The organism is Leucobacter luti, from assembly GCF_004217175.1.
GTDB lineage: Bacteria > Actinomycetota > Actinomycetes > Actinomycetales > Microbacteriaceae > Leucobacter > Leucobacter luti.
In genome coordinates, this window is the sequence record NZ_SHKI01000004.1 from 529,357 (window position 1) to 554,193 (window position 24,837).

Genomic DNA, 24,837 nt, shown 5'->3' on the forward strand with positions numbered 1-24,837 from the left:
GCCCCGGTTCGTCCGGGGCGGGCAGTGGTGTGTGCGGCCCGTGCGCTAGCTGGCCGCCGCGTCGATCCCGTACGCGAGCAGCGTGAACCCGGATCCGTCGGGGCGCTCGATTCGCTGCTCCCGCTCGGGCAGGCGTTCAAAGCCCATGCGGTCGTACAGCTGATACGCCGCGACCATCTCGGTGCTCGTGTTGAGCACCACCCGGGCGGTCCCGCGAATGCGTGCGAGGCGCAGGCCGTGCCGCATAATGAGCGAGCCGATCCCCCGCCCGCGGGCGGAGCGCGCCACCCCGAGCAGGCGCAGGTCCATCTCGCCGGGCTGCGCAACGTCGCTGAGCCGCTGGCCCGGGCGCGGGGTAGTGATCGTGCCGAGCAGCGCCCCGCTCTCCGTGTCCTCGGCCACCCACACCCGGTGCTGCGCGGCCCGCTCAGCAACGTTCGCGATCTCGCCGAGGTACGTCGCCGGAAGCCCCTCGTAATCGTCGCGATACGCCGCGAGCACGAGCTCACTGACCTCGGGGATCTCCGCCGTGCGGATCTCGCGCAGGCGCACGTCCACGCGCTCCTGCAGCGGGTAGGCGTAGCTCAGGGAGCTCCCGTACGAGAGCCCATCGAGTTTCGCGTCGAGCTCGGGGGTGCGCACAAAGCCGAGCCGCTCGTAGAGTCCGGCCGCCGGGTTCTTCACGCCCGTGTCCAGGCGCACCAGGTCGACGCCCCAGCACAGCGCGAGCTCCACGCCGGCTCGGATCAGCGCGGCCCCGATGCCCTCGCCGCGCGCGTCGGGGGACACCGCGAGGAACCGCAGCTCGACCTCCCCCGGGGCGGCGAGCTTCGCGTAGGCGCTGCCGCCGCGCACCACGGTGACCGCGCCGAGCAGCGCGCCGCCATCCGCAGCGTCGCTCGCGACCGCGACCAGGACCGCGCCACCGGCGGCCCGGCCGGCGCTGTCTCGTTCGGCGGCGGCCCAGGCGGCATCGCGCGCGAGTTCCTCGGCGTACGGGCCGGCCGCGTAGGCGGTGTGCACCAGCTCCGCCTCGCGGGCGAACTCGGTGTGGGCCAGCGGGCGGACTGAGAACGAGGATCCAGAAAGCACCTCAGCAGTGTACTCCCGTGGGGCCCAGCCCCTCCCCCGCCGAGTGGAGCCGCACACCCCCGTGGGATCCCACGAAGGGTGCTTGTGACTCCACTCGGCGGGGTGGCGCGGGCCCTAGTCCTCGGAGCCCGCGGGACCCGCGGGACCCGCGGAGCCCGTGGAGCCCGTGGAGCCCGCGGGACCCGCGGCAGCCGCGGCCGCTGCCCGGCGGCGGCGCGCCGCGAGGGCGAGCAGCAGCCCGGCGACGAGCACCAGCCCGGCGCCGCCGAGCACCCACGGCAGCGTGCTCGCACCGCCGGTCTCGCTGAGCGGCGGGTGCGGCACGACCGGGGTGGGCTGAGTCGGATCCTTCGGGGTCACCGGGTTTGCCGTGCACGGGCTCGCCGCGGGATCGCACACCTCGGGGGTGGGATCCCCCGGGGCGACCACGAAGTTCGTGAGGATGCTCGGCCGCTCGGCCGCCTCCGCCTTCACGCGCACCTCGTAGGTGACCTGCACGGTCTGCCGCGGGAGCAGCTCGCCGGTGACGCGCAGCACATCGCCGTCAAGCGTCGCCGCGACCGCCGGCAGCGACGAGCCTGGCCCGGAGACGAGCTCGGCGTCGTCGAGCACGTCTGCGAGGCGGTCCTCGAAGTCGAGCTCGCCCGCGGCGCTGCCCAGATTCGCGAAGGTGAGCGTGTACTTCAGTCGGTCACCCGCGGCGACCGCGGTGCCGTGCTCGGGGTCCACCGACTTCGCGACCTCGATGTCCGGCTTCGTCTCGACGGGGTGCGTGGTGCAGTCAGAGGCGCCCGGCTCGCAGACGGTCGGCGGCTCGACCCCGGAGCCGACCACGAAGTTTGCGAGCTGGTGCGGGGTGCTGCCGTCCGCGGCCGGCGTGGCCGGGCGGTCGCGGTCCGGGAGCACGCGCACCGTGTACGTCACGGTCGCCTGCGACCCGGCCTCGAGCGTGCCGAGCACGTCGATCCGCGCCTCACCGTTCGCCCCGCGCGCGACCACGGCCTTGAGCCCACCGCCACCGTCGACCGCCACGACCGGAGCCCCGAGGAGCTCGGCGTCGTCGACGACGTCGCTGAGGATGTCGCTGTGCTTCACGATCGAGCGGTCCGGCCCCCACGCGTCAAAGTGCAGCGTGTAGGTGATCTCGTCGCCCTCCCGCACCTCGGTGCCGGACGCCGGGTCCGCCGACTTCGAGACGTCGAGTCCGGGCATCACCGCCGGGTGATCCGTGCAGATCATCCCCTCCCCGGGGAAGCAGGCGGCCATGTTGAAGGTGCCGCCTTCCTCGATCAGGTAGTTCGTGACCCGCGCGCCGTGCGGCAGCTCGGCGGCGAGGCGCATCGTGTAGGTGACCGTGGCGGTCTGCCCCGCCGCGAGCGTCCCCGCAATGTCGATCCGATCCTCCGGCTCGTTCAGCACCGCGGTCAAGGTCGACTCACCCTCCTGCGCCACCACGATGTCGCCCTCAAGCGACGCGTAGGTGAGCACGTCCTGCAGCCCGTCCCAGTACGAGACCGGGCCCGGCGCGGAGCCGTCGTTCGTGAAGGTCAGCGTGTAGGTGACCGCCTCGCCGGCGCGCAGCCAGGTGCGCTCGGGGGTCTCATTGAGCCCGGCGTGCGTCGCAGACTTCGCCGGAGCGATCGCCGGGAGCAGCGTCTCCGTGCACTCGGGGTTGCCGGGCTCGCAGGTGACCGGCGGCTCGGTGAGGCCGGGCGGGAGGAGGAAGTTGAGGGCCTGGTGGTTGCCCTGATCCGCCGCCGGTTTGACGGTCACCGCGTAGGTGATCTTGGCGGTCGCGCCCGCGGCGAGTTCCCCACCGATCGTGAACGCATCGTCGGTGATCGGGGTCACCGTGACCGAGTCGGTGTCAGACCGCGGCTGCGCGGCGACGGTGGCGTCGTCGAGCACGTCGCTGAGGTCGTCGGTGCGCGCCACCGGACCGGTCGCGGTGCCGGTGTTGGTGACGGTCACGGTGTAGCTCAGCGTGGTCTTGCCCGCGATAATCGGATCGTCCGAGGCCACCACCTGCTTGTCGTACGCGATCTCGGGGACCGGGTTCGTGGTGCAGGTGGGATCCTCAACCTCGCAGGTGACCGGGGGGTCGGTGACGCCCGGTGCCAGCAGGAAGTTGGCGAGTTCGTTGTCGCCGCGCTCGCCGTCCGCCTTCACGATCACGGAGTAGCGCACCGTGAGCGTCTCACCGGCCGGTACCTCGCCGGTGACGAGGATCACGTCGTCGGCCGGCCCGCGCGCCCCGAGCCCCGGATCGGCGATCAGGGATCCCGGCACGACCCGCGCGTCGTCAAGCACGCCGCTCACGTCGTCGCGGTGGTCGACGGTCGCCGGAGCGGTGCCGGCCGAGTTGTCGAAGGTGAGCGTGTAGCTGAGGGTCTCGCCCGCCGAGACGGTCGTCAGCGATTCCGGGTCAACGCTCTTGCGCAGCTGCAGGTTCGGGGCCGGGTGCACGGTGCACGGGTCTCCCGGCTCGCACACCTCGGGCGGCTCGTCGCCCGCAAAGAGGAAGTTGGCGAGCGAGTTGTTTCCCTCGCTCAGGCGCTCAGCCTCCGGCTTCACCGTCACCCGGTAGCTCACGGTGCGCGTCTCGCCCGCGGGCACCGAGCCCGTGATCAGGATCCTGCCTGCGTCCGGCCCGGCCGCCGCGAGGCCGGCATCGGCGGTGAGCGAGCCGTCCGCGAACGTCGCGTCGTCGAGCACGTCCGAGAGATCGTCGGAGTGGTCCACGGTCGCCGGCGCCTTGCCGGCGCTGTTGTCGAAGGTGAGGGTGTAGGTGAGTTCCTCGCCGGTCGCGACCGGTGTGCCGGTCGCCGGGTCCGCGGTCTTTGAGATCACGAGGTCTGGCACCGGGTTTGTGGTGCACACGTCACCGCTGTCGGGATCGCACACGGGCGGGATCGGCGGGTTGCCCGCGAGCAAGAAGTTGCCGAGCTCGTTGTCGCCGCGCTCGCCGTCTGCTTTCACGGTCACCGTGTAGGTGACCGTCGCCGAGGCGCCGCCGGCGAGCTCGCCGGTGATCGCGATCCGCTCGCCCAGCTCATCGAATCGAGCCGTCACGCTACCGTCCTCGGGGGCGACGGCGAGCTCGTCGTTCCAGTCCGCGTCGTCGAGCACCCCGGCGAGCGCATCGCTGTGGTTCACGCGCACGGACGCGGTGCCGGTGTTCGCGAAGTGCAGCGTGTAGGTGAGCTCCTGGCCCGCCGTGACGGGGGTGCCAGAGGAGGGGTCGACGCTCTTCGAGATGTCGAGTTTGCCGGCCGGGTGCACGGTGCAGTGCCAGTCGCCAGGCTCGCAGGTCTCCGGATCCGGATCCTCGCCGGCCTCGACCACGAAGTTACCGAGCTGTCTATCGCCGCCGAGGGCGAGGTCGACGCGCACCTGGTAGGTGACAACGAACTCCTGGTTCGGGGCGAGCCCGTCGCTCGTCACGAGGATGCGCGGATCGCGCGGCCCACCAGCGTCCTCGAACGCGACCGTCACACCGGTGCCGTCGCCGGCGGTGATCGTCGGCGGTGTCTCAAGCGTCGCGTCGTCGAGCACTCCGGCGAGGAGGTCCTCGTACGCGATCGGCGCCGTTGCGGGGCTCCAGTTCCAGAACCGCAGCGCGTAGGTGACGAGCTGGCCGTCGGCAACCGCGGTGCCGGAGCCCGGCTTCGCCGTCTTCTGCACGTCGATGCCGGGGGCGACGATCGGGTGGTCGGTGCAGAGCTGGCTCGCGGGCTCACAGCTCCCGGGTACGTCGCCGTCGACCGGGGTGAGGAAGTTGGTGAGCCGCTCGCCGCCGGCGACCGTGTCGAGCACCCGCACCGTGTAGCTCACGGTCTCGGTCTCCCCCGGCGCGACAGACCCGGTGATCGCGAGCTTCGAGGCGTCCGGATCCGCGAGCTGCAGCCCTGCCGTCGCCGTCGCCGGCCCGGTCGCGGCCGCCGCGTCGAGCACGTCATCGCGGTGATCGACGTGATCGACCGCCGCCGCCTCGGTGCCGCTGTTCGAGAAGCTCAGGGTGTACGTCACCTCGTCGCCCGCGTGCAGCACGGTTCCGGGCTCCGGGTCCGAGGTTTTCTGCACCTCAAGGTTCGGCCACTCGGTGATTGTGCACTGCTCGGTGTCTGGGTCGCAGACGGTCGGCGGCTCGGTCCCCGGCTCCAGGAGGAAGTTGATCGCCTGGTGGTTCCCCTGATCCGCCACCTCCTTCACCGTGACCTCGTAGCTGACGTACGCGGTCGCGCCCGCCGCGAGCGTGCCGCCGATCGTGATGCGCTGGTTCGTCGGGCCCGAGACCGTGACCGAGGCGGTGTCAGACTCCGGGGCCCCGGTGAGGTCCGCGTCGTCGAGCACGTCGCTCAGGTCGTCGACCCGCGCGACGGTGCCGGCCGCGGTTCCGGTGTTCTGGATCTCGATGACGTACCGAATCACCGAGCCGGGCACCACCGGCGGTGTGGGCGCGCTGATGAGCTTCTTGTAGCTCACCTGCGACACGGGGTGCGTGGTGCACGGGTCGCCCGGCTCGCAGGTACCGGGGTCTTCCCCTGCCTCGAGCAAGAAGTTTGCGAGCGTGTTGTTGCCGCGCTCGGCGGCGTCGTTCACGATGACCCGGTAGCTCACGGTGAGCTTCGCGCCCGCCGGCACCTCGCCCGCGATCGAGATCGCGTCCCCGCTCGGTCCCGTCGCGGTGAGCCCGTCCTGCGCGGTCAGCGATCCCGCGACGAACGTCGCGTCGTCGAGCACGTCCGAGAGGTCGTCGGTGTGGTCCACAGCCGCCGGCGCCTTCCCCAGCGTGTTGTCGAAGGTGAGCGTGTAGGTGAGCTCCTCGCCGGCTTCCACGGCTTCGCCGGAGGTCGGGTCCGCCGACTTCGTGAGCACGAGCTGCGGCACCGGGTTCGTGGTGCACAGGTCCGCGGGGGTACACACCGTCGGGGGCTCCTGCCCGTCCTCGAACAGGAAGTTTGCGAGCTCGTTGTCGCCGCGCTCACCGTCGGCGTTCACCCGCACCTGGTAGCTCACGTCGAGCTGCGCGCCCGCCGGCACCTCGCCCGTGACCGTGATGGTTGCGTCGTCCTCGGACCAGACCGCGGTGAGCCCGTCCGGGACCTGCAACGACGCCTCGATGAAGGTGGCGTCGTCGACCACGCCGCTCAGGTCATCGACGTACGCAACGGTGGCCGGGGCCGTGCCGAGCGCGTTGTCGAAGCGGAGCGTGTACGTCGGCTCGTCGCCGGGCCGCACGGGGGTTCCACTGCCCACGTCGACGAGCTTCTCAACGGTGAGCTGCGGCACCGGATGCACCGTGCAGGGGTCGCCCGGCTCGCACGTCCCGGGCTCCTCGCCGTCCTCCAGCAGGAAGTTCGCGAGCGTGCCGTTGCCGGCAACCGGATCGTCCACCGTGACCGTGTAGGTGACACTCGCCTCAGCGCCAGCGGCAAGCGTGCCCGTGATCGAGAGTGCGTCGTTCGTGGGCCCGCTGACGGTGAGTCCGCCGTCGCTCGTCACCGTCCCGAACGTCGCGTCGTCGAGCACGTCGCTCAGGTCGTCGACGTGATCGATGGCCGCCTCGGCCTTCCCCTCGGCGTTGCTGAAGGTGAGCGTGTACGCGAGCTCGGCGCCGGCCTCAACCGGGGTCCCGCTCGCGGGAACCGAGGTCTTCGCAAGCGTCAGCTTCGGATCTCCCGCCGGGTGCGTGGTGCACAGCCCGGTCTCGGGGTCGCAGGTGGGCGGCGGGGTCTCCCCCGCGGGGAGCAGGAAGTTCGCGAGCGTGTCGTCGCCGCGCTCCCCCTCTGCCTTCACCCGCACGGTGTACACGACCTCCGCGCTCGCGCCTGCGGCGAGCGCACCCGTGATCGCGAGCTTGCCGTCGGAGGGGCCGGTCACGGTGAGGCCGCCGTCATCGACCACCTCCACGAAGTCGGCGTCGTCGAGCACCTCGCTCAGATCGTCGCTGTGGTTCACGGTGGCCGGAGCCGTGCCGGTGTTTGAGAAGCCGAGCCGGTAGGTCACCAGCTGGCCGGCGCCCACGAGTGTGCCGCTCTCGGGGTCAGCCGTCTTGCTGAGTTCAAGCTCGGGGCTCAGCAGCGGGTGGGTGACGCACGAGGCGAGTTCCGCGGCGCCGCCCTCCTCGGCGATGCAGTTGTCGATGGCGGTGACGCCCTCGGGCAGCGGGTTCGGCAGCGGATCCTTCACCTTGAGCGCGTACTGCACCCGCGAGTGCCCGTTCCCGGGCAGGGTCCCCGTCACCCGCAGCTGCGGCGCGTCTGGCGCGCCCTCGAGCGCGAGGGTCAGCGGATCACCGATCACACGGAAGTTGTCAACCGTGAACGATTCGACCAAATCCACCAGGCCGCTGAGATCGTCAACGTAGTTGATCTGCTCGGCCGGCGCGAGACCGAAGTTATCGAAGTCGAGGTAGTACGTGATCACGGCGCCCGGGGCGACCGGCTGCCCGTCGCCCGGAAGGGTCTTCTTCACGACCTGCAACTCGCTGTCGAGGATCGGGTGCGTGGTGCAGCGCGGGTTGTCGTCGGTGCAGCTCTCGGGGATCTCCTCGAGCAGGCCGCCCCCGCTGTCGCGGTCCACGTGCAGCAGGAAGTTGTCGAGCTGATCCCCACCGGTGGCGTCCTCGTGCACGCGCACCGAGTACGTGATCTCCACGGACTCGCCCTTCTCGAGCGTTCCCGTGAGCTGGATCCGCGGCCCCTCGGCGGAGTCGATCCGGGCCACCGCGATCGTGCTGCCCTGGGTTCCCGTCGCGGTTGCGGGAACGCTCACCAGTTCGGCGTTGTCGAGCACCCCAGCGATGAAGTCGTCGTAGACGATCTCGCCCGGCACCTCGCCGGTGTTGTGGAAGACGAGGCTGTACTCGACCTCCTCGCCCGGCAATACCGGCGTGCCCGAGAGCGGGTCGGATTCCTTGTACGCCTGGATCAGCGGCACCCCGAGCGCGTAATCCTCGACCTCACCGGCCGAGGTGACCCCGGTGCCGGGCACCTGGACTCCCGTGGGCAGTAGATCGTCCACGGTGTTCGCGATGCGCAGGCGCAGGTAGACCACGGGCGCCCACGGCTGCTCACTCTGGTCCTTCGCCTCGAAGCGGTCGAGCCCCGGCCACACGAGGTCCACGGCGCCCAGCGTGCCCGGACCGCTGCCCTCGCAGTGCGCCGGATCCGACATCTCGTCGGCGTCGAAGCGGCCGTTCTGGTTCCAGTCGAGCCAGCCGGCCACCCACCCGTCGCCCACGCAGGTCGCGCGGAGCGGATCCCCGGCCTCCGCGTCCAGCGAGGCCGCATTGAAGAACCAGCCGTCCTTCGGCTCTGGCAGATCCGCGTGGGCGATCGCGTCCTCGTCGTTCGGAGACCCGCTCTCGTCGTCGAGCAGCGCGTCCCAGCTGAACTGGTGCTGCACCTCCGCGTCGATCTGCTCGCCCAGGTGCAGCGCGGGCACCGTCGGGACGGCAAGCTCAAAATCGCTGGCCCAGATGTCCTGCCCCGCGGTCGAGGTGATCTCGGTGCCCACCCACTCGGGCTGGAAGATCGCGCCGGCAGGCCCGAAGGACGCCGGGGCGTCGCCGAAGTCGATACTCAGCACCATACCGAGCGCGACGGCGCTGTGCCCACCGCCCTGCAGGGTGACGTGCGCGGCCGTGGCACCCTGCATGAACCCGACGGCCATGGGGCCGTAGCCGGCGCTGCTCCAGCCCACGCACTCGTAGCCCTTCGGGGCAAACTTCATGCCGCCCTCGGCGGTCTTCGTTGCGAGCACGGTCTCCTGCGGGTCCAAGCCGTTGTGGCTGCAGCCGGCGCTGCGCATCCGGTCGATCACGCGCCACGTGGCGGAGTTTGCGGGGCGCGGATCCACCTGAATGTACTCGTCGTTCGGGTTGCTCCCCACCGCAATACTGCTCGACTCGGCGTCGGCGACCACGAGCCCCTGCAACGGGATCGGCGTCTCCACGTTGTTCTCGTCGAAGTACGACGCCTCGCAGGCAAAGTCGAAGGTCGCGCGGCTCGCGAAGTTCGTGGTCGTGATCCCGTTCACCATGGTGTTCGCGCCGCCCGGCCCGCCCTGGTAGTACAGGTACGGCAGGCCATCACCCTGGAAGTCGCCGGGACGGTACGTGGAGATCGCGCCGGCGATCGAGTTGATCGAACAGGTGCTGACGATCCTGCCGTCGCCGATCACGCGCTCGTTGGTGTAGCTCGCGCCGTCCGCGATCGGCACGCCGGCCTCCCCGAACGAGAACCAGTCGATCGAGTTGCGGTGCTCGCCCTGCCCGCCCTCGGCAAACTCAGCCTGCGCTGGCGCGACCGGAGACAGCCCCGGCACGAATGTGAGCCCGCTCGCCACGACCGCGATTGAGGCGACGAACGCCGCTGCTCGCCGTAGCCGGATCCGCCGCTTTGCCGTCGCGTGTTGTGTCACCAGTCGCACCATCGCCCATTCCCTCACGGAGGCGCGCTCTCTCCCCGCGCGCTCCCACCCTCAACCGTTGTGCATCAACCGTTGTGCATCATGCTATGCGAGGAGCGGGGTCCTGGCGAGGGCTTTACGCGGCAGGTGTCTCCCAAATCGGCTGATTTTTGAGACGGAACACCGACGGGTGTCGCGGAAACGCGCAGTGCCCCCGATGAATACTCATCGGGGGCACTGCGCGTGTTGCGGTCGATCCGCGGTGCTGCGGTGGTGCGATGTTGCGGTGCAGCGGTGGTGCGGCGGCGCGTTACTGCGGCGCTGCGTTACTGCGGCGCTGCGTTACTGCGGCGGCCGGGGAGCGCCGGGGACGCTGAAGTCCGGCTGCCCGTCCGCGCGGGGCGGGATCGGTCGACCGTCGGCGAACGTGGGCCAGGGCAGCAGCGGCCGCGTCGCGTCCGGTGCGGCGGGGGCCTCCTGAGTGTGAGCGGCGGGGGCGCCGGTCGGCGCCGCTGCGGGCACCGCGGGTGCCTGCGGTGCTCGCGGTGCCTGCCCGTCGTGAGCGACGGCGCGCGGCGCGGCGCGGTAGGGCTCGGCCGGGAACGACGCGGCACGCTGGGCGCGCTGCGCATCGCGCTCGGGGGCGCCGTAGAACCAGCGCAGCAGCAGCGTGATCGCGAGGCCGAGCGCCGTGAGAATGAGCGTCGCGACCGCGATCTTCCAGTACAGCTCCGGGATGTGCACGTTGAACGTCTCGATCGCGATCGGTGCGGTGAAGAGAATGCCCGAGAGCACCGCGAGCATGCTGGTGATGAACGCGAAGCGGCCGATCGACTCGGGCTTCCCCTCGCTCATGCTCAGCAGGCCCTGGCAGCACAGGAGCACCAGCCGGGTGACCCCCACCACCACGATCCCCTTCCACAGGAGCGCCCAGCCCAGGCCGAACGGATCGTACGGGGTCATCCACGTCACGATCAGCAGCAGCGCCAGAATGTACGAGTTCGCGATCAGCGCGACGGGTGCGTACCACTCGGACTTCAGCTCCCGGCGCGTGTCGAGGGCGGTGAGACCGACGAACACGGCGAACACGAAGAACGTGGCGAACACGCGCTCGAACTTGCCCTGGAAATCGCCGATGAACAGCAGTGAGATCGACGCGACGGTGAGCGCGGCGAGCAGGATGATGCTGATCTTCAGGAAGGTGGAGAGCTGCCGCTGCGACCCTCCCCCCGAGGGCTCAGGGGAGTTCGCCTGCGACGCGGGTGCTGCGACGGGTTCGGGTGATGCACTGGGGGTACTCATGTAAGTAGTTTCTCGGGTTCCACTGAGAAACGCCAGAACGGGTCTTCGATCTGGCGGATCTCCGCGCAATCTGCGGCGGGCCGCGGAGCGCTGGGAACGCCGTAGACTGTGTGGGTGAGCGCCGGTCGCTCGCGATCGTAGCCGCACCGCCCCCGAGCCCACGGAGCACATCAGCGTGAGTGAAACCACCGCCCAGATCCACGTCCCGGATACCGTCGCAGACGCGATCGCGACGCCCGACAAAGAGCAGCCCTACGACGCGCTCGGCCTGAAGGCTGACGAGTACGCGCAGATCCGAGAGATCCTGGGCCGCCGCCCCACCTCGGGCGAGCTCGCCATGTACTCGGTCATGTGGTCCGAGCACTGCTCGTACAAGTCGTCCAAGATCTACCTGCGCCAGTTCGGCCAGAAGGTCAACGACAAGATGAAGGAGCGCCTCCTCGTCGGAATGGGCGAGAACGCCGGCGTCATCGACATCGGCGAGGGCTGGGCCGTGACGTTCAAGGTCGAGAGCCACAACCACCCGTCGTACATTGAGCCGTTCCAGGGCGCCGCGACCGGCGTCGGCGGCATCATCCGCGACATCATTTCCATGGGCGCGCGCCCCGTCGCCGTCATGGATCAGCTCCGCTTCGGCGCGATCGACGATCCCGACACCGCCCGCGTGGTGCACGGGGTGGTCTCCGGCATCAGCTCGTACGCGAACTGCCTCGGCCTGCCAAACCTCGGCGGCGAGACCGTGTTCGACGCGGTCTACCAGCAGAACCCGCTCGTCAACGCGCTCGGCGTGGGCGTGCTGCGCCACGAGGACCTGCACCTCGCAAACGCCTCGGGCACCGGCAACAAGGTCGTGCTGTTCGGCGCCCGCACGGGCGGCGACGGCATCGGCGGCGCGTCGATCCTCGCCTCGGACAGCTTCAGCGAGGGTGGCCCCACGAAGCGCCCCGCCGTGCAGGTGGGCGATCCGTTCGCTGAGAAGGTGCTCATCGAGTGCTGCCTCGAGCTGTTCCGCGGCGACCTCGTCGAGGGCATCCAGGATCTCGGCGCTGCCGGCATCTCCTGCGCCACCTCCGAGCTGGCGGCAAACGGCGACGGCGGCATGTTCATCGAGCTCGACAGCGTACTGCTGCGCGATCCGTCGCTCACCGCTGAGGAGATCCTCATGTCGGAGAGCCAGGAGCGCATGATGGCGATCGTCGCCCCCGAGAAGCTCGAGGCGTTCCTCGCGGTCACCGCGAAGTGGGACGTCGAGACGAGCGTGCTCGGCGAGGTCACCGACACCGGCCGCCTGGTCATCAACTGGCGCGGCGAGGAGATCGTCAACGTGGATCCGTCCACCGTCGCCGTCGACGGCCCCGTGTACGAGCGCCCCGTCGCCTACCCGGCGTGGATCGACGCGCTGCAGGCCGCCGGCGTCACCGCCTCGGGCCTCGCGCGGCCCACGAGCGGCGACGACCTCCGCGCGCAGATGATCGCGGTCGCCGCCTCCCCCAACCAGGCCGACGTGTCGTGGGTCACGAACCAGTACGACACGTACGTGCTCGGCAACACGGCGCTCTCGTTCCCCGACGGGGCCGGCATGATCCGCGTCGACGAGGAGAGCGGCCTCGGCGTCGCCATCTCGACGGACGCGAACGGCCGCTACAGCCAGCTCGACCCCTACGTGGGTTCGCAGCTCGCCCTCGCGGAGGCCTACCGCAACGTGGCCACCTCCGGCGCAGTGCCCACCGCCGTCACCGACTGCCTGAACTTCGGCAGCCCGGAGGATCCCGAGGTCATGTGGCAGTTCTCGCGCTCAGTCGAGGGCCTGTCGGACGCCTGTCTCGCGCTCGAGGTGCCCGTCACCGGCGGCAACGTCTCCCTCTACAACCAGACGGGCGACACCCCCATCCACCCCACCCCCGTGGTCGGCGTGCTCGGCATCATCGACGACGTCGCGCGTCGCGTGCCGTCGGGCTGGCAGGACCAGGGCGAGCACCTGTATCTGCTCGGCGTCACCCGCGACGAGCTCGACGGCTCGGCCTGGGCTGAGACCGTTCACGAGCACCTCGGCGGGCGCCCGCCGGTGGCAGACCTCGCCGCCGAGCGCCGCCTCGCCGAGCTGCTGCACGCCGCTTCGCAGAACGGGCTGCTGTCCGGCGCGGTCGACCTCTCCGAGGGCGGCCTCGCGCAGGCGCTCACCGACGGCGCGCTGCGCTTCGGCGTGGGCGCACGGGTGTGGATCGACGAGATCATGTCGCGCGACGGTGTCGACGCCGCCGCCGCGATGTTCTCGGAGTCGCAGGCGCGCGTGCTCGTCGCCGTGCCGCACGAGGAAGAGGTCAAGTTCCGCGGGCTGTGCTCCGGGCGCGATTTCCCCGTGCTCCGCATTGGCGTGACCGATGGCACCGGCGAGGCCGCCTCGATCGAGGTGCAGGATCGCTTCATGCTGCCGCTCGCCGAGCTGGGCGCCGCGTCGCGGGCCACCCTGCCGGAGCGCTTCGGGGCGGTCATCGGCTAGTTGTTGGTGCCCGCGGTGCGGGGTGCGGGGTGCTTTGCGCCTAGCGCGCCCGTGACGCGTTGAGCGGCCGGGGAGGAACACAGGTTCCTCCCCGGCCGCTTGCGTCTGCGCTGACCCGCCCTGCGGCCTGTCTTGCTCTGCCCCGCGCCGAGTGTAGGCAAACTCCCCCTTCCACGTCCCCGAAGGGCGCATCTGCCTCCACTCGACCACGCCCCGCCCCGCCCCGCCCTGCCCTGCCCCGCCCCGCCCCGCCCCGCCCAAGCCTCACCCCCTCAAACCCGCACCACCCCGCCGAGTGTAGGCAAACTCCCCCCTCCACGGCCCCGAAGAGCGCGTCTGGCTCCACTCGCCCGCGCCCCGCTTCCCGAATCAAGATGCTCCGCTCGCACATCGAAGTGAGGGCAAGGGAAGGCGGAGCCGACCGCGGCAGCCGCGCTCCGACCCCGCACCCTGCGCCCCATTCCCCGCGCCCGAACCCGCGTCCCGCCTAGTGAGCCCCGCACTCTTTTGCCGAGTGTAGGCAAACTCCCCCTTCCCCGCCCCAGAAGGGCGCACATGGCTCCACTCGCCCGCCCTCCACTTGCCCGCACTCGACTCGCCCAGGCTCCACAGCCCAGGCGCCGCCCCGGCTCCGCAGCCCAGGCGCCGCCCAGGCGCCACAGCCCACGCTGCGCACAGCGCCGAACGCAGCGCTGTTCCCTACTCCGAGTTCCTTCCACACCCCCGAGCTCGAGTCAGTGCTCGGCGTCTTATCCACAGAAGCTGTATTGCCGAGCCGCGGGCCCCCGCGGCCACGCAGACTCGAAGCATGCCTACACGACTCACCCCAATCCCACCCTCGCTGCGCGGCAGCCCGTTCTCTGTTTCGCGCGGACGCGCCGCCGGACTCTCGCCTAAGGCGCTCGCACATCCCCGGTTCGAGCGCCCGTTCCACGGAATCCGGATCCCGCCCACTGCACCCGCGCAACACAGACCAGAGCGCAACCCATTCCTCCAACGCAGCGTCCGCTCAGAGGCGCTCGCGGCGGCTCGGGCGTTCGCGCCACGGCTGCGGCCAGGCGAGGCGTTCAGCCACACGACCGCCCTGCTGCTCCACGGCTGCCCGGTTCGCGTGCCGCTTCCGCCGAGGCCACACGTCACCATTCCTTTGCCCAGCGCGCCTGCTCGGGCAGCTGGCGTACTCGGACACCGCAGCTCGCGCCCGGCTGCCACCAAGATCCTCACGGAGCTTGGAGCGCCGGTGGTCTCACCAGTACAGGCGTTCTTGCAGTCGGCAGCGCTCCTCCCATTTCGGGAGCTCGTGGTCGCCGCCGACCACCTCATACTCGGCGAACGCGCCCTGGGGATCCAGGTGCCAGACGACCCGGTCTCGGTCAGCCACGCCTCACGCGAACCCTCGCGGCTCACGCTCGCAGAGCTGCAGGCGGCCGCGCGTGGGTCCCGCACCCGCGGAGTGCAGCGTGCGCGGGCCGCGCTCTTGGTCGCGCGGTGCGGGGCAGAGTCACGGATGGAGACGCTGCTCCGGCTCGTACTCATCGCCTACGGGCTCGACGTGTTTGAGCTCCAGGTCGACGTGGTCGACAGCGTCGGGCGGTGGATCGGGCGGTTCGACATGGTGGACCACCAGCGCAAACTCATCGTCGAGTACGACGGTGAGCATCACCGCACGAGCGATTCGCAGTATCGGCGCGACGCGGTGCGGCTTGACGCCGCGCGCGACACGGGCTTCCGTGTGCTCCGTTTTCTCCGCGACGACGTGATCGCAACGCCCCGTGCAACGGCTCGACGCGTGGCGTCGGCGCTGGGCATGCCGCTCCGGCCGCCGGGCAACCCGCTGGCGCGCTACCTCTCAGAACGCGACCCCAGGAAGGGAGCACAGTGATGAAGCCGTCCGAGTCCTGAGAGACCAATGGCGGTCGGGGTCCCCCGTGTCCAAGGGCCTGTTCCGCCGGGAATGAGCGCTACGCCCCTGCGAGTTCCGCGAGGATCCCGTCTGAGAACACCGGCCAGGCTTCTGCCGCCCAGGCGCCGAAATCGCGATCAGTGAGCGTCACGCACGCAGCACCCGCAGCAGGGTCCACCCAGATGAACGTGCCCGACTGACCAAAGTGCCCAAAGGTCTCGGGGCTGTTGTGAGAGCCCGTCCAGTGCGGGGACTTGCCGTCGCGGATCTCGAAGCCAAGGCCCCAGTCGTTCGGATCCTGCCGCCCGAAGCCGGGCAGTACCCCGTCGAGACCCGGGAAGGCAACGCGAGTCGCCTCTGCGATGGTGTCCGGGTGCAGCAGGCGCGGCGCTTGCAGCTCCGCCACGAACCTCGACAGATCGGCCACCGTGGAGACCCCGCCCGCGGCGGGCGGCCCGTCCAGGCGAGTCGAGCTCATACCGAGAGGCTCAAGAATGCCCTCGCGAAGGTAGTCCTCGAATTGCATACCTGCCCGCTCGGTGAAGGTCTCGGCGAGCACGTTGATGCCGAGGTTCGAGTACACGCGGCGGCGGCCCGGGCGGGCGCGAATGAGGTCTTGGGAGAAGTCGAGCCCCGAGGCGTGCGCGAGCAGGTGGCGCACGGTGGAGCCCTCGGGCCCGGCGGGGTCGTCGAGCTCGAGGGCACCCTCCTCGACGGCGAGCAGGATCGCCGTGGCGCTGAGCAGTTTCGTGACCGAGGCGAGTGGGAACTCGCGGTCCTGCGGGCCGTGCTGCCCAAGGACGCGGCCGTCCCGGGCGACGACCGCCGTCGCCGCGTGGTCCACTGGCCAGGTATCGATCGCGCTCAGACTTTCCATTCCTCCACGCTACCCGGCTTTCGCTGGCATCTCTCCGAAGGCACCGGTGAGCGCGGCGGCCGCGCGGCGTTCGCGCACACCGCCCAGCGCGTACGCGCACACCCCGATCAGCGCCCACCCGGCGAGCACCAGCGCGGGGCCCCAGGCCGTCGCGGCGTCAAAGAACCCCACGTTGCGCAACAAGGCCCCGGTGGCCCCCGGCGGGAGGAACTGCCCGATGTCGCCCCACGGCACGGGGAGCAGTTCGCGCGGGGTCGTGAGGCCGGAGAGTGGGTTGCCGAGCAGGATGAGGATTAGTGCGGCAATCGTGATGCCCAGGCCCTTGAGGAGGCGTTGGAGGCCGAGCACCAGGAGGCTCGTCGCCGCGATACCGAGCATCCCCGCTGCGGCGAGGGCCGGGTAGTGCGCGTCGAAGGTGCCCAACCAGAACCTCAGCACGGCCACCATTGCGGCTCCGCCGAGCACCGCGAACCCGAGGGCAGCGATCACGCGGCGCGAGGAGCCCCGCACCGTGGCGATGATCCCGACCGCAGCGATCCACCCGCCAAGTGCAATCGGTAGGGCTCCGGCGCTCAGGCCGATCCCGCGCGGGTCGTCCTCGGTGAAGGGGAGCGGGTCGGTGACGGTGACCGGCAGCCCTGCGGCATCTCCGATGCGCTGGCTGGTCTCGGTAACGAGCGCGGCGATCGTGGGCCCGGCCGCGGACGGCGCGAGCGCGGTCAACCCGTCTGCGCCCACCGCGAGCGCGCCGACGACCTCGCGCTCGCGGATCATGCGGAGCGCCTCCGACAGGTCCTCCGCCGAGGTCCACGCGATGGCGCCGGGCGCGGCGTCTTCCGCGGCGGCCTCCAACTGCGCGGCGACCGCGTCCGGTGCTACGAGGGCGACCGGCACGTCCGTCGGCTCGGCGCGCAGCCCGGGCAGCGCAAATGCGACGAGAAAGGCGATAAGGATCAGCCCGAGGAGCACGATCACCCCGAGTATCCGCACGAACGACGAGGGTTCAGGTCGCTTGTCCCGACCACTCGGCCCGCTGTGAGCCGCGTGGGTGACTGGTCCGGTGTGTGTGGTGCTCTGGCGGTCGGCCATGACAGCTTCCTTTCGCGGATGGGGGCTGTGTGCAGCCCTCTCGAGAATAAGATACGCGCCGTATCTTATCCGCGGACAACGGTAACATGATCTGGCATAGCCCGCGACCGAGAGGACCGCCGTGCCCCCCACTGCGCCCAGCCGCCGCCGCAACGAGGAACTCCTCAGCGCGATCCACGAGGCCACCCTCGCGGAGCTTGCCGAGCGCGGTTTCTCCGGGGTCACGTTCGAGGGGGTTGCGCGCCGCGCGCGCACGAGCAAGCCGGTGCTCTACCGTCGGTACCCGTCACGGGCAGAGCTCGTGCTCGCCGCGGTACACGCCCGCGAGCCACTCCCCGTGCTCGACGCACCAACCGGCGAGCTGCGCGCAGACCTCCTCAGCCTGTTCTCCGCGCACGAGGCCCGCTACCATCGCCTCGGCGCCGGGGTGATTCGCGGTCTTCTCGCGGAGCTGCCGCAGGAGCGTGCAAACGAGACACTCGCGGCAGGCTCGATCCTCACGCACACGACGCTGCGCGCGCTCGTCGCGCAGGCGCGCGCCGATGGGAAACTCGGACCCCGCGAGGTCCCCGACGCCGTCCTTGACACGCCGATCGCGCTCCTGCGCCACGAGTTCCTCATGCTGGGTCGGGTCCCGTCGCGCGCGCAGGTCGAGGAGATCCTCGACCTGATCTACTTGCCGCTGTTGCGACTCCATTCAGGGGCCGCGGCACCGTCCGGCCGGTAGTACACGGCCACGCGCCGGCCGGCGTGCTCAAGCACCTCGACCGGCGTCTCGAAGACCCGCTCAAGCACCTCCGGGGTGATGATCTCATCAGGGGTACCTGAAGCGACCACGCGTCCGTCGGCAAGCGCGACGATGCGGTCCGCGTACGCCGCCGCGAAGTTCACGTCGTGAATCACCAGGATGACAGTTTTTCCGAGCGCGTCCGCGGCGGCGCGCACCTGCCCCATCATGCCGACCGCGTGCCGCATGTCGAGGCCCGTGAGCGGTTCGTCGAGCAGCACGTAGTCGGTGTCCTGCGCGAGCACCATTGCCACGAACGCGCGCTGGCGTTGGCCGCCCGAGAGCTCGTCGATGAACCGCTCCTCCATGCCGGCGAGGTTGAGGAACGCGATTGCGGCGTGGATCGCGCGCTGGTCGGTCTCTGTGAGACGCCCCCCGGAGTGCGGGAACCGCCCAAAGGTGACCAGCTGACGCACCGTGAGGCGCGCCATGAAGTGGTTCTCCTGCTTCAGGATCGAGACCACGCGGGCGAGTTCGCGCGACTTCGCCGTGCGCACGTCGAGCCCGCCAACGGTCACGTGCCCGCTGTCCGCTTCGAGTAGCCGGCCGATGATCGTGAGCATCGTCGACTTCCCGGCCCCGTTCGGGCCGATCAGCGCGGTCACGCCGCCCCGCTCGATCGCCAGGTCGATGGGGCCGAGGACGCGGGTGCCGGCGTAGTGTTTTTCGACGCCGCTCAGTTCGATCAACGCATGCCCTTTCGGAGGAGAACGATCAGGAACAGGATCCCGCCGATGAATTCAATGATGACCGTGACCAGGCCGGCCGCGGCGAAGACGTGCTTCAGAATGAACGTGGCCCCGAGCAGCGCCACCAGTCCGATCCCGATCGCGAGCGGAAGGATCTCCGCGTGCGTGTCGCCGCGGGCAAACTGGTAGGCGAGTGTGGCGACCAGGAACCCGTAGAACGTCATCGGGCCGACCATCGTGGCCGAGACCGAGACCAGCACGGCGACGAGCACGAGGGTCGTGACCACCTCCCGCCGGTAGTTCACGCCCAGCCCCACGGCGACGTCGCGCCCGAGCGCGACCACGTCGTACGTGCGGCGCCGAATCCACACGTAGATCACGATCGCCGCGACGATCCCGGCGGCGATCGGCAGGTAGTCGGTGTTCCCCTTGCCAATGCTGCCGAAGAGTCGGGCGGAGAGGACGTCGAACTCGCTGGGGGTGAGGAGGCGCTGCATGAACGTGGAGACCGAGCCGAAGCCCAGTCCGAGAACGACACCGACGAGCAGGAGGAGGTGCAGGTTGGCGCGCGGGCCGGAGAAGAGCCAGCCGTAGAGCAGCGTTGCGAAGAGCACCATGAGGGCGCTCTGCGCGAGGATCTTGGGGATCCCCTCGAGCCCCGCCGCCGCGGTGCCGAACACGAACACGAGCGCGGTCTGCGTAAGCACGTAGAGCGCGTCGAACCCGAGGATCGACGGGGTGAGGATGCGGTTTGAGGTGGCGGTGTGGAAGAGCACGGTGGCGACGGCCTGGCTCACGGCGACGAGCGCGATCGTGCCGACCGATGCGAGGCGGCTCTGCACAATCGTCACGAAGCCGGCGCTGCCGATCGGGGCCGGGTTCTGGTAGGTGAGGATCAGCACCGCGAGCACGAGGGCCGCCGCGGCGACCGCGAGCAGCGGGAACGCGCGCCGCCAGCGGGAGGCGCTCGCTGTGGGCGGCTCGGGCGCCGCGCCGAGGTCCGCGAGACGCACGATACTAGCCACGGCGCTGCCTCAGGAGCAGCGTGATGAACACGACGGATCCGACGAGCCCCAGAACCATCGAGACCGGAATCTCGAACGGCATGCGGATGGTGCGGCCGATGAGGTCGCACGCGACGACCAGCGCGATGCCGCCGAGACAGACCCACGGCAGGTTGCTGCGGACGTTGTCGCCGCGGACCATTGACACGATGTTTGGCACCACCAGGCCGAGGAACGGGAGGAACCCGACCACCACGGTCGTGACCCCCGCGGCGACGGCCACGAGCGCCGTTCCTGCGATGAGGATCACGTTGTAGGGCACGCCCACGCTCGTGGCCACGTCTTTGCCGAGCCCCGCGACCGTGATCCGGTCGGCGAGCAGGAAGACAAGGATCGTGACCACGGCGACCACCCAGAGCACCTCGTAGCGACCGCGCACCACTGCCGTGAAACTGCCCATGAACCAGGTGCCCACCATTTGGAGCATGTTGAACTGGGCCGCGAGAAACGTGGTGAGCGCGCTGACCACGGCACCCAGCATGATCCCGATCAGCGGCACGACCAGCATGGTACGGATCGCGATCCGGCGCAGGATCAGCATGAAGATCATCGCGCCCACGAAGGCGGAAATACTCGCGAGCACCATGCGGGTGGGGAGCCCTGCGTCGGGGACGAGCAGCACAGTGAGCAAGAGTCCGAGCGCCGCCCACTCGGTGGTCCCCGAGGTGGTGGCGTCGACGAAGCGGTTCTGCGTGAGCATCTGCATCACGAGCCCGCTCGTGGCCATCGCAGCCCCGGCGAGGAGGAGCGCGAGGGTGCGCGGCACGCGCGTGATCCAGAACATCTCGGTGCCGAACTCGCCGTCCCCGATGTCGTACACGCCCACCAGCAGCGAGGCCGCGAGCAGACCCGCTACGACGAGCGAGGCGACCAGTAGCGGCCAGGGTCCGCGGCCCCGCCGTGCCCGCGGGGCGCCGTCTGGGGACCCGGGCGCGGGGCCCCCGCTCGGGTGAGGGGGAGCCCCGCGGCCGCGGCCGCGCTGGGCCGCGTCAGAGGTCACGGTCATGCGGCGTTGAACGCGTCCCGCATCTGCTCGAAGAGGGTCGTGTACGCCTGGATGTCCTCCGTGACGTAGAAGGTGGGATCCAGGTAGATCACCTGGTCCTTCTGCACGGCGGGAACGTTCTTCAGCGCCTCGGATCCGGCGATCAGCTCGTCCGCGGGAACTGATCCGGGCTCGGGCTCGGAGAACGACGCGTCGCGATCGAGCACGATGATCCACTCGGGGTTCGACTCCGCGATCGCCTCGACGCTGATGTCGTCGCCGTGCGAGGCGTCCTCGGCGGGGCGGTCAATCGCCGGGGTGAGGTCGAGTGCGGTGAAGACCGGCCCCACGCTGCGGCCGGACCCGGCGGCGGCGAACTCGATCTTGCCGGCGGAGGTGATCAGGCCCATGACGCTGTCGGTGCCGTTGTAGGCGCTCTTCGCGTCGTCGATCGCGGTGTCGAGGGCCTCGTTCAGCTCGGCCGCCTCGGCTTCGCGGTCAAAGATCTGACCGAGGATCGTGCTTTCCCGCTGCAGCTCGCTGAACACGTCTTCCCCGTCGCGCGGCGCGATGTCGATCACCGTGGCGTCGGGGTTCTGCGCAACGAGGTCGTCGTAGGCGTCGCCGAAGCGGTAGCCGCCGATGATGAGGTCGGGGCTCGCCGCGACGATGGTCTCGAGGTTTGGCTCACGGTGGGTCCCCACGTCACCGACGGTGTCGTCGTCGGTGTATGTGGGCCAGACGTCTCCCATGATGCCCTTGGGGGCGGCGACGAGCGGCACGTCCCACTCGCTCAGGGTCTCGAACACGTGGTTGTCGAGGGCGACGACCCGCTGCGGATTCGACTGCATCTCGACCTCGCCGTGATTATCGGTGAAGGTGATCGTCGTCGAGGCCTCGGGCGCCGGCGCTGATTCTTCGGGCGCTGCGTTGCCGGTGCAGGACGACAGGAGCAGGGCGGCTCCGATGGCGAGGGCGGCTGCCGCGGAGGTGCGGAGCGGGCGAATTGACACGGTGTTCCTTACTGTTGGGGGGCAGGGGAAACGGAGCTACTCAGAGGCGCAGCAACGCGGGGGACGAGCCGCGGGGCCACCGACTCTGCGGGGCGCACGGGCACGCCTCTTACCCTATGCTTACATTCATCTGATGTTCAAGTTGACCAAACAAAACCCCGCTTGCCGCGGAGGTTCTGCGACAAGCGGGGTGATGCGAGAGCGTGGTAACGCTGAAGACAGGGGCACCACTGGAGTCAGGGGCGCCGCTGGAGACAGGGGCGTCATCTGGAATCAGGGGCGCCCCTGGCAAGCGGGCAGCGCGGGAAATCGGCCCGGAGCAGCGTCCCTAGGCGTGGTGCAAGCCCGGCATGTGCTCTGCCGGGAAGCGCGTCTCGGTGTCGCCGAGCTGGCGCGCGAACGCGGTTGCCTTCGCGGCGTCCTCAAGGTTCAGCGCGCGGCGATAGGTCATCTCGATGCTGTCACCCACCACGGTGCAGCCGTGGTGCTGCATGACCACGCAGTCGTGCTCCACCAGCTGCGCCGCCGCGGTGTCGGCGAGCTCGTCCGAGCCGTTTGGATAGAACGGGGTCACGCCGATCGAGCCAACATAGAAGGCGTGATCAAGGGTCAGAAGGCGGATCTCAATGCCGAGCGAGGCGAGCAGGACCGCGTGGTGCGGGTGCAGGTGCAGCACGGTGGTGATGTCCGGCCGCGCGAGGTAGGCGCGCTGGTGGAGCTTCCACTCGCTCGACGGGCTCGGGTTGCCCGAGACCACCGTCCCGGCAAGGTTGATCACGGAGAAATCTCCGGGACGGAGTCGATCGAGCCAGGTGCCGGATCCGGTGACGATGAAGTGCTCTTCGTCGAGCCGAGCCGAGAGGTTTCCGCCGCTCGCGAGGACGAGGCCGCGACGAACGACGTCGGCTCCGATTTCGGAGAGTTCCAGGGCAGCTGCCGCCCCCTCGTGCGTGTGCAACATACGGTTCTTCTTTCAGCTTGGCGCTCGCGCGGGCTTCGGCGGCCGCCGAAGTAGTCGGGCTTCGCGCCAGCGTACTCGGATGGCGCGAACCACGCATTATTTTCTGCCACGAACACCTCAGTTGTCAAACAACAGAAGCATAAATTGCGACAGCGGTTCTCACAAAACCCTGCACGGTGTCCAGCTGCGCGGGCGATTCGCCTACCCGGAGCGTCGAATCGTGAACGCGTAGCGCCCCTCAAGGAAATACGTGCGCGAGTACAGCAGCGGCCGATCCGAGCGGTCGAAGTGGACCTGATCCAGCAGCACGTAGAGCGCCGAGCGCCCCAGCGGCACGTCCCACCCGATGCGATCCGACTGGACGGCGTGTACCTCCGCGACCGCGTGGTGCGGGTGCATCTCGCGCACGTTGCGCAGGTATGCAAAGAGCGAACCCACCACGGACTCGGGATCCGCGCCGGCGGGGAACACGCCCTCCGGCATGAGGTCGTACGAGTACGCAACCACCTCCCCGTCGGCGAGGATCGTGCGGCGCAGCTCAAGCGCGTGCGCATCTCCCGCGACCTGGAGCTTCTCCGCCTCGTCCGGCATCAGTGGCCGCACCACGCGCCCCTTGTAGATCATTCCGGGCTCGCGCCCGGTGTTGCGAATCGACTCGGTGATCGAGTCAAGCCGCTCGAGCCCCGCGGTGACCGCCGGACTCTCCGACACGAAGGTGCCAACGCCGTGCTGCGTGCGCACAAGCGCGATCGTCTCGAGCTCGCGCAGGGCCGCGCGCACCGTGGGCCGAGAGACCCCGAATCGCATGGCGAGCTGCGCCTCCGTGGGGAGGCGCTCCCCCTCGCCAAACTCCTCCGCGCGTATGGCGGCCCGCAGCCCATCAGCAACCAGCGCCACGCGTGATCCCGGCCGTGCCATGCCCGCCTCCTTCGTGTGCGGGCACCTGCGGCCCTGCAATCAATGCACCCAGTCTAGGACACTGCCAAAATGACGATTGATTGATCTCACTTGACAAGTTGTCAGTCAACCGAATAGCTTTCTCGCGATACCTCGCACTCCGCGAGTACGACACTGAGGTCGAAGGGATCGACAACACTATGTTTCGCGCTATCGAGTGGATTGACGCCGCAGCAGATTCACACATCCGCCTGATCGACCAGACTCGTCTCCCCGGCGCGGAGGTGTACCTCGAAATCACGGAGGTCTCGCAGCTGATCGACGCGATCCAGTGCCTCGCCGTGCGCGGCGCCCCGGCACTTGGCGCCGCCGGCGGCTACGGTGTCGCCCTCGCGCTGCTTGAGGCAGAGCGCAAGCAGTGGGACGCGGACACGCTCACGGCCACGATTGACGCACTCGCGAACGCGCGCCCCACGGCGGTGAACCTCGCGTGGGGTGCCGGCCGGGTCGCGGCCGTCCGCGCCGCCGGTTTCGACCGCGCTCTCGCGGAGGCCCACGCGATCGCCGCCGACGACGAGCGCTCGAACCGCGAGCTGTCGCGCCTCGGCGCCGACTGGCTGCTCGCCCGCGTGGGCGACCGCCCGCTGCGCGCGGTGACCCACTGCAACACCGGCGCCCTCGCGACCGCGGCCTGGGGCACCGCGTACGGAATTCTCCACGAGCTACACAACCGCGGCAAGCTTGAGCTCGTCTACGTGGACGAGACCCGCCCGCTGCTCCAGGGGACCCGGCTGACCAGCTGGGAACTGCACCACGACGGCATCCCGCACGTCGTTGAGGTGGACGGCGCGGCCTCCAGCACGATTCTGCGCGGCCTCGTCGACTTCGCGGTCATCGGCGCCGACCGCATCACCGCGAACGGCGACACCGCCAACAAGGTGGGCTCCGTGGCGCTGGCTCTCGCGTGCGAGCGCCGCGGGATCCCGTTCGTCGTCGCGGCGCCGTACTCGACCGTCGACGAGGCGACCGCCACGGGCGACGAGATCGAGATCGAAGAGCGCGGCGACGAGGAGGTCCTCGCGTTTGGCGGCGTCTCCGTAGCCACCCCCGGCGTGACGGCCTTCAACCCCGCATTCGACGTCACCCCGAACGACCTGATCTCCGCGATCGTGACCGAGCGCGGCGTCGTCGAGCCGAAAGCCGACGCGCAGCCGCTCTTCGGCCCCGGCCCCGCGACCAACTGATCCACCCACACCACCCTCC

At 69.9% G+C, this 24,837-nt stretch carries 15 protein-coding genes; 4 read left to right on the forward strand and 11 right to left on the reverse strand.

What is annotated here, in order from left to right; genetic code table 11:
* Positions 1 to 45 precede the first annotated feature (45 nt).
* The 3 genes from EV139_RS08810 to EV139_RS08820 form a co-directional block, all read right to left on the reverse strand.
* Entirely contained in the window at positions 46 to 1,092 is a 1,047-nt protein-coding gene (locus EV139_RS08810; protein WP_198677507.1) for a GNAT family N-acetyltransferase, read from the reverse strand.
* 114 nt (positions 1,093 to 1,206) lie between these two features.
* On the reverse strand, positions 1,207 to 9,519 hold the full coding sequence (locus tag EV139_RS08815) for a CshA/CshB family fibrillar adhesin-related protein (RefSeq protein WP_198677508.1): 8,313 nt from the start codon (positions 9,517 to 9,519) through the stop codon (positions 1,207 to 1,209).
* Positions 9,520 to 9,849: 330 nt separating this feature from the next.
* Positions 9,850 to 10,809 (reverse strand): hypothetical protein, encoded by a 960-nt coding sequence (locus tag EV139_RS08820; RefSeq protein ID WP_130453934.1) that lies wholly within the window; start codon positions 10,807 to 10,809, stop codon positions 9,850 to 9,852.
* A gap of 175 nt (positions 10,810 to 10,984) precedes the next feature.
* Here EV139_RS08820 and purL point away from each other — a divergent pair, with 175 nt between their 5' ends.
* Together purL and EV139_RS15880 are read left to right on the forward strand one after the other, a co-directional pair.
* Positions 10,985 to 13,309 (forward strand): phosphoribosylformylglycinamidine synthase subunit PurL, encoded by a 2,325-nt coding sequence (gene purL / locus EV139_RS08825; RefSeq protein WP_130453935.1) that lies wholly within the window; start codon positions 10,985 to 10,987, stop codon positions 13,307 to 13,309.
* Positions 13,310 to 14,549: 1,240 nt separating this feature from the next.
* On the forward strand, positions 14,550 to 15,191 hold the full coding sequence (locus EV139_RS15880; protein WP_157993022.1) for an endonuclease domain-containing protein: 642 nt from the start codon (positions 14,550 to 14,552) through the stop codon (positions 15,189 to 15,191).
* Positions 15,192 to 15,270: 79 nt separating this feature from the next.
* On the opposite strand, the gene EV139_RS08840 is transcribed toward EV139_RS15880, so the two are convergent.
* Together EV139_RS08840 and EV139_RS08845 are read right to left on the reverse strand one after the other, a co-directional pair.
* The gene (locus EV139_RS08840) at positions 15,271 to 16,089 is read right to left on the reverse strand and encodes a serine hydrolase domain-containing protein (protein WP_130453938.1); all 819 of its coding nucleotides are present in this window, start codon (positions 16,087 to 16,089) and stop codon (positions 15,271 to 15,273) included.
* Between the two features lie 9 nt (positions 16,090 to 16,098).
* Positions 16,099 to 17,079, reverse strand: coding sequence for a hypothetical protein (locus EV139_RS08845; protein WP_130453939.1), 981 nt, complete (start codon positions 17,077 to 17,079; stop codon positions 16,099 to 16,101).
* 220 nt (positions 17,080 to 17,299) lie between these two features.
* On the opposite strand from EV139_RS08845, the gene EV139_RS08850 reads away from it, so the two are divergent.
* Entirely contained in the window at positions 17,300 to 17,905 is a 606-nt protein-coding gene (locus EV139_RS08850) for a TetR/AcrR family transcriptional regulator (RefSeq protein ID WP_130453940.1), read from the forward strand.
* Here EV139_RS08850 and EV139_RS08855 read toward each other — a convergent pair.
* The 6 genes from EV139_RS08855 to EV139_RS08880 form a co-directional block, all read right to left on the reverse strand.
* The gene (locus tag EV139_RS08855; RefSeq protein WP_130453941.1) at positions 17,851 to 18,654 is read right to left on the reverse strand and encodes an iron ABC transporter ATP-binding protein; all 804 of its coding nucleotides are present in this window, start codon (positions 18,652 to 18,654) and stop codon (positions 17,851 to 17,853) included. The genes EV139_RS08850 and EV139_RS08855 overlap by 55 nt on opposite strands.
* The gene (locus tag EV139_RS08860; protein ID WP_241989007.1) at positions 18,651 to 19,679 is read right to left on the reverse strand and encodes an iron chelate uptake ABC transporter family permease subunit; all 1,029 of its coding nucleotides are present in this window, start codon (positions 19,677 to 19,679) and stop codon (positions 18,651 to 18,653) included. The genes EV139_RS08855 and EV139_RS08860 overlap by 4 nt, the downstream gene beginning before the upstream one ends.
* Positions 19,672 to 20,724, reverse strand: coding sequence for an iron chelate uptake ABC transporter family permease subunit (locus tag EV139_RS08865; RefSeq protein ID WP_130453942.1), 1,053 nt, complete (start codon positions 20,722 to 20,724; stop codon positions 19,672 to 19,674). The genes EV139_RS08860 and EV139_RS08865 overlap by 8 nt, the downstream gene beginning before the upstream one ends.
* Entirely contained in the window at positions 20,721 to 21,716 is a 996-nt protein-coding gene (locus EV139_RS08870; protein WP_130453943.1) for a siderophore ABC transporter substrate-binding protein, read from the reverse strand. Before EV139_RS08870 ends, EV139_RS08865 begins: the two co-directional genes overlap by 4 nt.
* Before the next feature lie 328 nt (positions 21,717 to 22,044).
* Positions 22,045 to 22,677: a class II aldolase/adducin family protein gene (locus tag EV139_RS08875; RefSeq protein WP_130453944.1), complete on the reverse strand. Its 633-nt coding sequence runs from the start codon at positions 22,675 to 22,677 to the stop codon at positions 22,045 to 22,047.
* 201 nt (positions 22,678 to 22,878) lie between these two features.
* A complete protein-coding gene (locus tag EV139_RS08880) occupies positions 22,879 to 23,595 on the reverse strand; it encodes a GntR family transcriptional regulator (protein ID WP_130453945.1) in 717 nt (238 codons plus the stop codon).
* 179 nt (positions 23,596 to 23,774) lie between these two features.
* Here EV139_RS08880 and mtnA point away from each other — a divergent pair, with 179 nt between their 5' ends.
* Positions 23,775 to 24,818: an S-methyl-5-thioribose-1-phosphate isomerase gene (mtnA, locus tag EV139_RS08885; RefSeq protein WP_130453946.1), complete on the forward strand. Its 1,044-nt coding sequence runs from the start codon at positions 23,775 to 23,777 to the stop codon at positions 24,816 to 24,818.
* The last annotated feature ends 19 nt before the right edge of the window (positions 24,819 to 24,837 follow it).